Genomic DNA, 12,236 nt, shown 5'->3' with positions numbered 1-12,236 from the left:
CAGGCAAAACCGGCGTGACTCAGGATCGCTTGCGCTTCCCTCAATCCGCGCGCCGCGCTGAGCGATAACGCGCCCGGCGCGGCGGCCAGCCGCGCAATGCCTTGCCCCTGCGCGACCTGCTCAGGGCCTTTACCCCGTTCGAGCCGCTCTGTTAGCGGAACATCACCTCTGCCCAGCGCGCCAGACCGGCGGTTACTGAACCGAAATCATCGCCGCTGGCGATCGGCGTCTCCGGCAGCGCCTGCTGAAGCGCGGCGCGCAATACCGGCGAACGTGCGCTGCCGCCTGTCAGATAGATCACTTCCGGTTTCGTATCGCTGCCGGCGAGCGCCAGATGCACCTGTTCGAGAATACGCTCCAGCGGCTGCGCGATCGCCTCCTGCAACATGCCGTCGCTGATAACAGCGTGCAGCTGCGGCGCGATAAAATCCAGGCTGGCGTCAAAGGTGGCGCGATCGGAAAGGGCAATTTTGCTCTCTTCCGCCGCGCGCACCACGCGATAGCCGAGCTTCTGCTGCCAGACCTTCAGCAGATGCGCGACCTGCTCGCCCTGTTCGGCATCGCGCACCAGATCGCGCAACAGCTTGCCGCAGGCCGCGGAGTAGAAATCGCTCTGTGCCGGAACGTCGTTGATGGCAACCGCATTCCACCACGGCAGCGCGGGCAGGGCGGTCCCTTTCTGGGTTTTGCCGCCCAGACCGAGCAGCGGCATCAGGGTCTTGAACGCCAGCATAATATCCAGGTCGTTACCGCCCACGCGGCAGCCGCTGTGGCCAAGCAGGCTTTGGCGACGATCGGACTGCCTGCGCCACTCCGGTCCCATCAGCAGCATCGAGCAGTCGGTCGTTCCCCCGCCAATATCCACCACCAGCACGCGCGTCTCTTTGGTCAGCGTCGCCTCGAAATCGAGTCCAGCGGCGACCGGTTCAAACTGAAATTCTACGTCGCGGAAACCGGCGCGCTTCGCGGCGCGCAGCAGAATAGCCTGCGCCTGCGCGTTGGCGTCATCGCCGCCGAGTCCCTGGAAGTTGACAGGACGGCCAATAACCGCCTGATCGATAGCGGCATCAAGCTGCGCTTCGCCCTGCGCGCGGATATGGCGCATCATGGCGCACACCAGATCTTCGAACAGCGCGATTTGCTGCGGCTTCAGCCCGCTGGCGCCGAGAAAGGATTTAGGGGATTTAACAAACCAGGTTTCTTCCGGGTCGACCATATAGTGTTGCAGCGCGGTCAGGCCAAACTGTACGCTGGCGGCCGACACCTCGATGTCCTCTTCGCGGTTATAGCGCAGCGCGCGCTGCAACAGCGCCGTGGTTTCGGCATCCGGCGTCTCCACCTGATGGTGACGGTACAGCCATTCGCTTACCGCTTCACGCGTGGGCGCGGCAATCATTGACGGCAGAAGGCGCTGTCCATTTTCCAGCGTCAGCAGACGCGGCGTGCCGTTTTCACACACCGCAATAGAACAGTTCGCCGTCCCGTAATCGAATCCAATGAACATCTGATGCCCCTCCCGAAAAAAAGGGGGCGACTTTAGCGCAGCTTTTCAGGGCTGGCAAGCGGGTCAGCTCCTTTGCGGCGGGTAAACGGCCAGCCTGCCGCGCCCGGAATTTTTGGCGTGATAGCAGGCAATATCCGCCTGGGACAGCAGGTCTGAGGCTACGGCATTAGCGGCTGTAATCTGCGTCAGCCCGGCGCTGGCGCCCACCTGGTAGGTGCCGCCCTGCCAGCGAAAGGGGTAGCTGTTCACCGCCTGAACGAGGCGCTGCACCACGTCGCTCGCCTGCGCCATGGCGCATCCCGGCATCAGCAGCGCAAATTCATCCCCGCCCAGCCGCGCGAGAAAATCGCTACTGCGCAAATGGCGCTGCATCAGATCGGCCAGCTCTCGCAGCAGCGCATCGCCTGCGGCGTGTCCGGCGGTATCGTTGACCGCTTTGAACTTATCAAGGTCGATAAACACCAGCACATGCTGCCGGTCGCGCTGCTCCTCATCATCCAGTAAGCGCTGAAGCTGCCGCTCAAAGCTGGCGCGATTTGGCAGACGCGTCAGGGCATCATGCAGCGCGCTGTAGCTGAGGCGCTTGATCATCTTGCGCGATTCGCTGACGTCCTGAATGACCATGACCGCGCCAATCTTATCGCCTTCCAGCGTACGCAGCGGCGTAATACTGTAGTGAATCTCTACCTCGCGCCCGTCGGCAGCGTGCAGCACCAGCTCATCATCCAGATCCGGGATGGTCTTCTCGGTGGGCAGGCGGCAAAGCAGCAGGTTTTCAATCGGCGGGCCATGACGACCCTGGGTAATATGCAACAGTTCGCTTAGCGGTTTGCCTGCCGCCGCTTCCTGCTGCCAGCCGCTCATCTGCTCCGCCACGGGATTCATGAAGATGACGCGCATATCGCTGTCGGTGCTGATCACCGCTTCGCCAATGGAGTCCAGCGTGATAGCCATTCGCTCTTTCTCCTGAAACAGCGCGTCGGTCAGGTTGCGCAGATGGGTCACGTCCTGACAAATGCCCAGCATCCGTTCGATACGGCCGTCCGGGCTGAAAAAGCGACGCGCCTGGGTACGCAGCGTGCGCACGCCGTCAGGGTGCAGGATGCGATACTCCATATCTACAGCGCCGGGTTTTTCCGTGGATCGCAGCAGCGCCTGATCGAGCCGATCGCGATCGGCCGGATGCACCAGGCTGCGCCACCGCTCCCGGCTGGGCTGCTCATGGGCGCTCAGACCGAACAGCGCGTACATGCGGCGATCCCACATCATCTCATTGCTCATCAGATTCCATTCGTAGACGCCGATTTCACCCGCTTCGTTGGCCAGCGTAATGCGCTCCATCAGATGACGGTTGACCTGCTCGCTCTGCTTCAGCTCAGAGATGTCGATAATTTGCGCGATGAAGTAGAGCGGTCGACGCTCGCCGTCCCGTACCAGCGACACGGTCAGGCGCGCCCAGACAATCTCCCCGCTTTTACGAAAGTAGCGCTTCTCTATGGTGTAGGCCTGGCTCTCGCCGCGCAGTAGTTTGTCCGCATGTTGCAGATCGCTCTCCAGGTCGTCGGGATGGGTGATCTGCTGGAAGGTGAGCTTTTTCAGCTCGGCGGCGGGGAAGCCCAGCGTCTGACAAAGCGAGTCATTAACCTGAAGCCAGGCGCCCTCAGGCGAGACCAGCGCCATGCCGATAGCGGAATACTCCATCGCATGGCGAAAGCGGGTTTCGCTCTCGCTGATGTGATGTTTTTCGCGCTGAAGTGCGTCCATCACCAGCGCCATCACGTGGCCGGGGATCAGCACCAGCAGAAAGGGCAGCCAGCTGGCTATCTGGCCGGGCGAGTAGTCACGCTGCTCAAGCGTCACCAGGCTCAGCGCCAGAAGCAGCGAAATAAAACAGGCGTTTAGCAGAAACAGTAAAAAAGCGTCCCGCTTGGGCAGACGCACCGCGCACCAGAAAAGAAGCACCACGATAAAGGTGAATGGCCAGGGCATAAAGCGCAGCGCCAGCCAGCTGGCGCCGAAGGTTAACAGCAGCGAGAACAGAAACGTCGCCAGGCGGCGCAGGCTGAGCGCGGGGGGACGCAGCGGCCAGGGCAGCAGCAGCAGCACCGGACCCAGCGCCAGCATGCCGATAATCTCGGAGATAACCCAGGTGTAGAAAAACGACAGCGTCGATTCACTGCCGACATGAAAAGCCCACAGCGCCAGCATGCTGCCGAGCAGCGGCGTGACGATCCCCACCGACAGCACAAAGCGCAGCCAGTCGAGCAGGGAATTCAGCGGAGCCTGAGGTTTAAGCAGCATGCGCAGCAGCGCGCCGCCGATAAGCGCCTGCGTCAGGTTGATAAGCGAAAATTTCAGGTTAGCCAGTTGAGGGCCGAGGATCAGCGCGTTAGCCAGCACGGTGCCCACCAGGCAGCCCAGCAGAAGCAGCGGCGCGTCGCGCGGCGGCGAGCGAAACACGACGATGGTCATCAGCGCAGTGGCGAACCAGAGGGGAGATATACGGCCGCTGACGACAATCAATTCCAGACAAAAAAGGGTCAGCAGAAAGGCGACCACGCCTAAAATCAGCGCGTTAAGCAGGCGGTTTTGCGGTCTATCCGGCGAGGATAATAGTTCAACGCTCATTCACTAATCCGGCAACGCGCATCGCGCCGAAAAGACGAGAAATGCGCCAGTCATACTCTTAGGGGCATGCTAGCACATTGCCGTCTCAATGCGTCCGATAAATCAAATCAAGTCGATATTCAACCAATTGACTGGCCCTTTTGCCATGCAGAAGGGCGGGAAGGGGTTACTGACGGAACAGATCGGCACGGGTGAACGGTTTTTCAAGACCGGCCAGGTCGGCAGAGAAACGTTCAAGAAACTGTTGTGTTGTGGCGACGCGGCCGTGGCCTATAAGCAGCAGCGGGACTAAAAAGGCGACGCCGACCTGCTGCCAGCTAAATCCCTTGAGCGCGGTGCGGCGCTGGCTAAGCAAAAAGGCCGAGCTGAGGGTAAAGCCCAGCAGCAGTCCGGTGGCCACTTCGCTGGTGGAGTGCGCGTGAATAACCAGACGCGAAAAGCCCACCATCAGCGGAATCATATACCCCACGCCGATAGCCAGCCCGCGCCAGGGCGTTGACCAGCGCCCGGAAACCAGCCAGAGCATTACCGGCCAGAGCGTCGCCGACATCGCGCTGTGGCCGCTAAAACCGGTAAAATTGAAACGAGCGCTCCCAATGCCAAAGCCGAGAAACAGAATTTTTGACAGGCTGACCAGCAGCCCCGCCAGACCAAAAGCCAACAGCCAGTACCATACCGTGCGGCGATTATCGCTTTTCCACGGCAGGATCAGCGCGATAATCACCGCCGTCGGGATTAACAGCATGCTGTCGCCAAAATAGGTCAGTGTTCTCCAGTGCATATGCTTCCTTTAGTGCGGGCTGGCAGGAAAGAACCCGCGCTGGCGCGGGCGCAGACTCATCCTCTGCTGTCTGATGCGCCAGCCGCTTAAGTTAATACAAAACCCAACACCAGTTTATCGGGGAAACGATCCAGTTTAAAAAGGGGAAATTCTGAAATGCCGGGAATGGCTTTTCTCTGGCGTCAAAAGAATGAAATCCCTATACTTAGCGCCTACCAAACCCTCTCCATTTCGTCCTGCGTAAAAACGTCTACTCTACGTACAGCGCAGGCTCCAGTATCAGGTCTTTAAAAAGTATGACTGACAAGTCTCATCAGTGCGTGATTGTGGGCATTGCCGGTGCCTCCGCATCCGGAAAAAGTTTAATCGCCAGCACGCTCTATCGTGAAATCCGTGACCAGGTCGGTGACGAGCATATTGGGGTCATCCCGGAAGATGCCTATTATAAGGACCAGAGCCACCTCACCATGGAAGAGAGGGTGAAAACCAACTATGACCACCCCAGCGCGATGGATCACGACCTGCTGCTACAGCATTTACAGGCGCTGAAAGCGGGCCAGGATATTGATTTGCCGGTCTATAGCTATGTGGAGCACACCCGCACGCGCGACAGCATTCACCTGAAGCCGAAAAAGGTGATTATTCTGGAAGGCATTCTGCTGCTGACCGACGCGCGTCTGCGCCAGGAGCTTAACTTCTCTATCTTTGTTGATACGCCGCTGGACATCTGTCTGATGCGTCGAATGAAGCGCGACGTCAACGAGCGCGGTCGCTCTATGGATTCAGTGATGAGCCAGTACCAGAAAACCGTGCGTCCGATGTTCCTGCAATTTATTGAGCCTTCCAAGCAGTACGCCGACATTATTGTGCCGCGCGGCGGGAAAAACCGTATTGCAATTGATATTCTCAAGGCCAAAATAAATCAGTTTTTCGAATAGAACGCGTCAGGTCTGACGCGCTGCGAACCGCCTGACACGCAGGTTTCAGGCTGTTCGCTACACTTATATCATGGAGACAGGTTAATGAGATTATGCGACCGCGATATTGAGGCCTGGCTGGATGACGGCAGGTTAGCTATCGATCCGCGTCCGCCGGTAGAACGCATCAATGGCGCGACGGTTGATGTGCGTCTGGGCAACCAGTTCCGCACCTTTCGCGGCCATACGGCGGCTTTTATCGATTTAAGCGGTCCGAAAGATGAAGTCAGCGCCGCGCTCGATCGCGTGATGAGCGACGAAATCGTGCTGCCGGAAGGCGAAGCGTTTTTCCTGCATCCCGGCGAGCTGGCGCTGGCGGTGACCTTTGAATCGGTGACGATTCCAGACGATCTGGTGGGCTGGCTGGATGGCCGCTCTTCGCTGGCGCGTCTGGGCCTGATGGTGCACGTGACCGCGCACCGCATCGATCCGGGCTGGCAGGGGCGCATTGTGCTGGAGTTTTATAATTCCGGTAAGCTGCCGCTGGCGCTGCGTCCGGGCATGCTTATCGGCGCGCTGAGTTTCGAGCCGCTTTCCGGCCCGGCGGCGCGGCCTTATAACCGTCGTGAAGACGCCAAATATCGCGGACAGCAGGGCGCTGTCGCCAGTCGTATCGACAAAGATTAAATCGCGAAGACGGGGATGTGATGAGAAGAGTGATAACCACGCTGGCCATTTTGCTGGTGGTCATCGTTGCCGGAATGACCGCGCTGGTGCTGCTGGTCAATCCAAACGATTTTCGATCCTATATGGTGAAGCAGGTCGAGCAGCGCAGTGGTTATCGGCTGGAGGTGAGCGGCGATCTTCGCTGGCACGTCTGGCCCAGACTCAGCATTCTGGCCGGGCGCATGAGCCTGACCGCGCCCGGCGCGTCGCAGCCGCTGGTGACGGCGGAAAATATGCGTCTCGACGTCAATCTCTGGCCGCTGCTGTCGCACCAGCTCAGCGTCAGCCAGGTGATGCTACGTAACGCCGTGGTGCGCGCGACGCCGGAAAGCGCGGCGCAGCAGCCGCAAAACGCGCCGGTTGCGCCCGCGCGCAGCGAGGCCGGCGCATCCGCCAGCGGCTGGTCATTTGATATCAGTCAGCTGCGCGTCGCCGACAGTTTATTGATCTGGCGCGAGCCGGGCGGCGATGAATTTAACTTCCGCGATTTTACCCTTAATCTGACGCAGAATGCTCAGCATCAGGCCAGTATTGAACTCAGCACCAGCCTGACGCGCAATCAGCGTAACGCAACGGTTTCGCTGAAAGGCCAGCTTGATGCGGCGCAGTATCCGCAACGCCTGAGCGGAAAAATCGAGGAATTAAATTATGCCTTGAGCGGAGCCAATATGCCGCCGCAGGGCATCAAGGGCACGCTGAGCGCCCAGGGCAACTGGCGCGCCGATACCCGGCAGTTCGCCGTGACGCAGTTGCAGCTAACCGCCAATGACAGCGCGCTGTCGGGCGATGCGAACGGCACCCTGCCGCAGCAGCTGACGCTTCAGCTCCATGCCAGTCAGCTTAACCTTGATAACCTGATGCCCAATGCGCCGCAGCCCGACGCTGACGGCGAGCAGCTTGCCACGGTGGCGCGCGCGCCGGTTATTGCCGCGCCGCGCGTGCAGACCAATATGGATTCGCCGCTTAACGATATGGAGCTGCTGCTGAACCTTAACGCAGACAGCGCCGTATGGCGCGGTCTGACGCTACAGAACTTCCAGCTGGCCGCCGCTAACCAGCGGGGGCTGATGACGCTGCATACCCTGAACGGCAAGCTGGGCGAGGGCACCTTCTCTGTGCCAGGCACCGTTGATATTCGTCAGCCTGAAACGCGCGTCGCGCTACAGCCAGTGCTGACCAACGTCGCTATTCAGCCGCTGCTGGCCGCCTTTGAGATACCGCAAACGGTGCAGGGCACGCTTTCCCTGCGGGGCGATCTCAGCGGGGAAGGGCTGACGCTGGATGCGGCCAGGCGCCAGTGGCGCGGTACGGCGCAGTTTCAGGCCAGCAACGTTAAACTGGCGCAGCTGGATCTGCAACAGATGGTGCGTCGCGCGGTTGAGCGCGTCAGCGATCGCGTCAGCAGCGATGAGGGCGGCGATCAGGGTATTCGTCAGCTTGGCGGTAATATGGCGCTGGATAATGGCGTGCTGCGGCTGGCCGATCTCAGCGGCGAAAGCGATCGCCTGCGTTTACAGGGCGGTGGCGACATTAATATGCCGAAGCAGCAGCTGGACGTCACCTTTGGCCTGACGCTCAGCGGCTGGAAAGGGGATGAGCGACTGTCCAGCGTCCTGTCGCAGCAGGCCATACCGCTGCGGATGTACGGCGACTGGCATAATGTGCAGTATTCGCTGCCGGTCGATCAGGTGCTGCGTCAGCAATTGCAGGATGAAGCTAAGTCCCGTCTTAATCAGTGGCTGGATCGCCAGCCAAAAAACAGCGGCAGCGACAACCTTAAAAAGGTGCTGCGCCCCTGATTTACACTTCATAGTCGGGGTCCTGAGGCTGTTGCAGGATCTCGACTTTCTGCACGCGATGGTTTTCAACCTGCAAGGTACGCAGCAGGTAGCTGCCGACCTGTAGCGTTTCGCCCTCTTCGGGCACGTGTTGCAGACTATCCATCAGCAGCCCGGCCAGCGTGTGATAGCTGCGTCGCTCATCCAGCGGCAGCCTGACGTAAAGCGCTAAATCCTCCAGCGGAATATTTCCGTTTACGATCCACCGACCTTCGCCCTGCGCCTGCACATCGTAGCGGGCATCGATTTCTTCGCCCTCAAGGGGCAGATTCCCCGCGATGGTTTCCATTAAATCGCTTAGCGTGACCACGCCCTCCACCGAGCCAAACTCATCCACCACAAAGGCAAAATGGGTGCGCGCCTGACGGAATTGCTCCAGCGCCTGAAGCAGGGTCAGACGTTCAGGAAACACCAGCGGCTGACGGATTAGCGCCCGTAAATCCAGCGACTGCTGATGTAGCGACTGATGCAGCAGATCGATGGCGTGCACGACGCCAAGCAGCTCATTATGTTGATCGGTAATCAACAGCCGCGTGTGCTGATTGCGGTCCAGGCGTGCCATTATCTCGGCCGGATCATCATCCAGATTAATGTGTTCAACATCATGGCGAGATGTCATCACGCTATTGACGTGGCGCTGAGCGAAGCCGAGCACGCGCGCAATCATCACGCGCTCCTGGCGATTAAACAGCGCCTGGCTGTCGCTGTCGGCGATCAGGGAGGCGCTGTGGGCGTCCAGTTCGGCGTGGTCCGCTTCGCCGCGCAACAGACGTAACACGGTTTCCGCCGTGCGCTGGCGGAGCGGACGTCCGGCGGAGAGCGCGCGGCGGCGATTATGCTGCGCCAGCTGGTTAAAGGCTTCGATCAGCACCGAGAAGCCGATAGCGGCATAGAGATAGCCTTTTGGAATAGCGAAGCCGAAACCTTCCGCCACCAGGCTAAAGCCGATCATCAGCAAGAAACTCAGACAGAGAATAACGATGGTGGGGTGGCTGTTAACGAAGCGCGTCAGGGGCTTACTGGCCAGCAGCATCAGCAGAATGGCGATGGTCACCGCCGCCATCATAACCGGCAGCTGGTTAACCATGCCGACGGCGGTGATCACCGCGTCCAGCGAAAAAATAGCGTCCAGCACCACGATTTGCGCGACCACTGGCCAGAATTTAGCGCCGCGTTTTTGTTGATTCTCCGCGTGATCCTGCCCTTCAAGCCGGGTATTCAGCTCCGTGGTCGCCTTAAATAACAGAAACAATCCGCCCAACAGCAGCAGCAGATCGCGCGCGCTAAAGGGGTGATGCCACAGGGTAAACAGCGGCCGGGTCAGCGTAACCAGCCATGAGAGCGAGGCCAGCAGCAGCAAACGGCACAGCAACGCCAGCAATAAACCGATAATACGCGCCCGATCGCGATCTTTACCGGGCAGCTTTTCTACCAGAATGGCGATAAACACCAGGTTATCGATTCCCAGCACCAGCTCAAGAACAATTAGCGTCACTAATCCTGCCCACAATGAGGGATCTGCCAACACCTCCAACATGCCTAAGCCACCTGAATCAGTCTGAATTGGGAAAATCTGAGAATAGTGGAGGGCAGGGCGGGGCACAACCCGCTTTCTACGCGCTGCATAAACCTCTCTTTCGAAATAGCCTTAGGGTGGTGAGCTTTTTTAATCAGGAATATGACAGGTTTTCGAAAACAGGCGTGTGCTTATAGTAAAGAGCAGAAGAGAGAACCGCAGGCGGGTATTAAGTTAAACATGCCGATTTATTGATGATGCGATATGGAATAAATCTGATTTTTAGCAAGGGTATTGCACTTTGAGTTTTATCCGTCATTGGGACGCAATACTAATGGCTGGTAGTCTTTTTCCTAAAATAGTCAGGGGACGGCGGGGCCTACTTGTAAAGAAGCCAGTAATAACTAGTATAGCAACGTGCTGGTAAAAGTCTGCGCTTAAGTTGATATTCGCCCCCCAGATTTAGCACCCAATGTTATGAATTGTGATCGGGCGCCGTAGTCTGGGTCGGCGCGCCTGGGCGGGAATGAAAGGTCGGGAAAACAGGACATCAAAGGTGGTATTGGCAGCGACAGCCAAGGGCGGTAGCGTGCCTGAAACGCCTTTTGCGTAGAAAAAACAAGCAGTGTGCCACCTGTGGCGAAGTCAGAGTAATCTGTTGGTATTTATCACAATTTTCTTGTTTTCTTACTCAGGGAACTGGCGTGAACGCATCCTGTAACTCCCTTCAGTTACGCCAGTGTCGACAAGAAACAGACCCGTTCAAATATTACACAGCTCAGGGCGTCACGGGTTAAAGGAAATAAAATAAAGAGTTAAATATGCGCGATACCGAAATTACGTTTAAAAGTCTTTTCACTAAATTGTTGTTAGCCGGTTCGGATTTAATTTGTTTTAACGCGGCGTTATTCATCGCGCTGGCATTAATTAATATGATGTCTGATTCGCCACTGGCAGATATATCCGAAAAAGATCTGCATCTGAAAATCGCGACGCATGTTTTCCTGTCGGTAATTTGCGTTGGATGGTTCTGGGTCAGGCTGCGTCATTTTACCTATCGCAAACCCTTTTGGTTCGAACTGAAGGAAGTTTTTCGTACCATTCTTATTTTTTCTATTATCGACCTGTCGATCACGGCGCTTTCACAGTGGCAAATGTCGCGCTTCGTCTGGTTGCTGACCTGGGTACTGGCGCTGATTTTAATTCCGCTGAGCCGCGCGATCGTCAAGCATGTGCTGAATCACTACGGCCTGTGGAAGAAGCAGACCATTATCATCGGCAGCAGCAAGAACGCACAGGAAGCCTGGCAGGCGTTGCAGAGCGAAGAGGTTATGGGCTTTGACGTCATCGCCTTTTACGATGTGGACGGCACCTGTCCGCAGGGCAGCATCTCCGGCGTGCCGGTGCTGCGTGAAGAGGCGGAACTGTGGAGCCTGACCCACAGCGAAACCCAGTTTATCGTGGCGGTGGAGTTCGAGCAGAGCCAGTATCGCGACATGTGGCTGAAGACTCTGGCGATGCATAACTGCCGTTCAGTTTCGGTTATTCCTACGCTGCGCGGCGTGCCGCTCTACGGCACGGATATGGCGTATATCTTCAGCCATGAAGTGATGATCCTGCGCGTGAATAACAATCTGGCGAAGCGCACCTCACGCTTCCTCAAGCGGGCGTTCGATATTGTCGGCGCGCTGTCGATTATCATCATGCTGCTGCCTGCGCTGCTGGTGCTCGGCTTTTTGGTTGGACGCGACGGCGGCCCGCCGATCTATGGACATGAGCGTGTGGGCCTTAACGGCCGTAAGTTCAAATGCCTGAAGTTCCGTTCGATGGTGATCAACTCGAAAGAGGTGCTGGAAGAGGTCCTGCGGACCGATCCTGTCGCTCGCGCCGAATGGGACAAAGATTTCAAACTGAAAAACGATCCACGCATTACCAAAGTCGGCCACTTTATCCGTAAGACCAGTCTGGATGAGCTGCCGCAGCTGTGGAACGTGGTGCGCGGCGACATGAGTCTTGTCGGCCCGCGCCCGGTTATTGAAGATGAGCTTTGCCGTTATGCCGGGGATGTTGACTACTATCTGATGGCGAAACCAGGCATGACGGGATTGTGGCAGGTCAGCGGTCGTAACGACGTTGATTACGAAACGCGCGTCTACTTCGATTCGTGGTACGTAAAAAACTGGTCGCTGTGGAACGACATCGCCATTTTGTTCAAAACGGTGGGTGTGGTACTGAAGCGCGATGGGGCGTATTGATAGCAGGCGGGACGGGGAGCGAAATGCAAACAGTCCCTGATTCTGAGCGCCATAGCGGGCAACCTCATTGG

The 12,236-nt window shown here is 57.8% G+C and carries 8 protein-coding genes; 4 read left to right on the top strand and 4 right to left on the bottom strand.

Annotated features, from left to right (window positions below; genetic code table 11):
- Positions 1-151: 151 nt before the first annotated feature.
- From yegD to BBB56_RS11920, 3 genes are all read right to left on the bottom strand, one after another.
- The gene (yegD, locus tag BBB56_RS11930) at positions 152-1,504 is read right to left on the bottom strand and encodes a molecular chaperone (RefSeq protein ID WP_123801175.1); all 1,353 of its coding nucleotides are present in this window, start codon (positions 1,502-1,504) and stop codon (positions 152-154) included.
- Positions 1,505-1,567: 63 nt separating this feature from the next.
- Positions 1,568-4,132: a diguanylate cyclase gene (locus BBB56_RS11925; RefSeq protein ID WP_123801174.1), complete on the bottom strand. Its 2,565-nt coding sequence runs from the start codon at positions 4,130-4,132 to the stop codon at positions 1,568-1,570.
- A 166-nt stretch (positions 4,133-4,298) separates the two neighbouring features.
- Positions 4,299-4,913 carry a phosphatase PAP2 family protein gene (locus BBB56_RS11920; protein WP_123801173.1) on the bottom strand — a complete coding sequence of 205 codons (615 nt, stop codon included), beginning with the start codon at positions 4,911-4,913 and terminating at the stop codon, positions 4,299-4,301.
- A gap of 296 nt (positions 4,914-5,209) precedes the next feature.
- Between BBB56_RS11920 and udk the strand changes: the two genes are divergently transcribed.
- The 3 genes from udk to asmA all read left to right on the top strand — a co-directional run bounded on the left by udk (position 5,210) and on the right by asmA (position 8,355).
- Entirely contained in the window at positions 5,210-5,851 is a 642-nt protein-coding gene (gene udk, locus BBB56_RS11915; protein ID WP_081140483.1) for a uridine kinase, read from the top strand.
- 84 nt (positions 5,852-5,935) lie between these two features.
- The gene (gene dcd / locus BBB56_RS11910; protein ID WP_033750209.1) at positions 5,936-6,517 is read left to right on the top strand and encodes a dCTP deaminase; all 582 of its coding nucleotides are present in this window, start codon (positions 5,936-5,938) and stop codon (positions 6,515-6,517) included.
- A gap of 20 nt (positions 6,518-6,537) precedes the next feature.
- A complete protein-coding gene (asmA, locus tag BBB56_RS11905; protein ID WP_123801172.1) occupies positions 6,538-8,355 on the top strand; it encodes an outer membrane assembly protein AsmA in 1,818 nt (605 codons plus the stop codon).
- A gap of 1 nt (position 8,356) precedes the next feature.
- On the opposite strand, the gene BBB56_RS11900 is transcribed toward asmA, so the two are convergent.
- Entirely contained in the window at positions 8,357-9,931 is a 1,575-nt protein-coding gene (locus BBB56_RS11900; protein ID WP_123801171.1) for a TerC family protein, read from the bottom strand.
- A gap of 800 nt (positions 9,932-10,731) precedes the next feature.
- On the opposite strand from BBB56_RS11900, the gene wbaP reads away from it, so the two are divergent.
- Positions 10,732-12,165, top strand: a complete 1,434-nt coding sequence (wbaP, locus tag BBB56_RS11895; RefSeq protein WP_123801170.1) for an undecaprenyl-phosphate galactose phosphotransferase WbaP — start codon at positions 10,732-10,734, stop codon at positions 12,163-12,165.
- The last annotated feature ends 71 nt before the right edge of the window (positions 12,166-12,236 follow it).

It is taken from the genome of Candidatus Pantoea deserta, assembly GCF_003813865.1.
Lineage (GTDB): Bacteria > Pseudomonadota > Gammaproteobacteria > Enterobacterales > Enterobacteriaceae > Pantoea > Pantoea deserta.
The sequence above is the reverse complement of the archived record's forward strand: the minus strand, read 5'-3'. Positions and strand labels throughout refer to the sequence as shown.

Excerpts from the sequence above, each read along its gene's own strand:
- yegD (WP_123801175.1), bottom strand. The coding sequence starts at position 1,504 with ATGTTCATTGGATTCGATTACGGGACGGCGAACTGTTCTATTGCGGTG.
- BBB56_RS11925 (WP_123801174.1), bottom strand. The coding sequence starts at position 4,132 with ATGAGCGTTGAACTATTATCCTCGCCGGATAGACCGCAAAACCGCCTG.
- BBB56_RS11920 (WP_123801173.1), bottom strand. The coding sequence starts at position 4,913 with ATGCACTGGAGAACACTGACCTATTTTGGCGACAGCATGCTGTTAATC.
- udk (WP_081140483.1), top strand. The coding sequence starts at position 5,210 with ATGACTGACAAGTCTCATCAGTGCGTGATTGTGGGCATTGCCGGTGCC.
- dcd (WP_033750209.1), top strand. The coding sequence starts at position 5,936 with ATGAGATTATGCGACCGCGATATTGAGGCCTGGCTGGATGACGGCAGG.
- asmA (WP_123801172.1), top strand. The coding sequence starts at position 6,538 with ATGAGAAGAGTGATAACCACGCTGGCCATTTTGCTGGTGGTCATCGTT.
- BBB56_RS11900 (WP_123801171.1), bottom strand. The coding sequence starts at position 9,931 with ATGTTGGAGGTGTTGGCAGATCCCTCATTGTGGGCAGGATTAGTGACG.
- wbaP (WP_123801170.1), top strand. The coding sequence starts at position 10,732 with ATGCGCGATACCGAAATTACGTTTAAAAGTCTTTTCACTAAATTGTTG.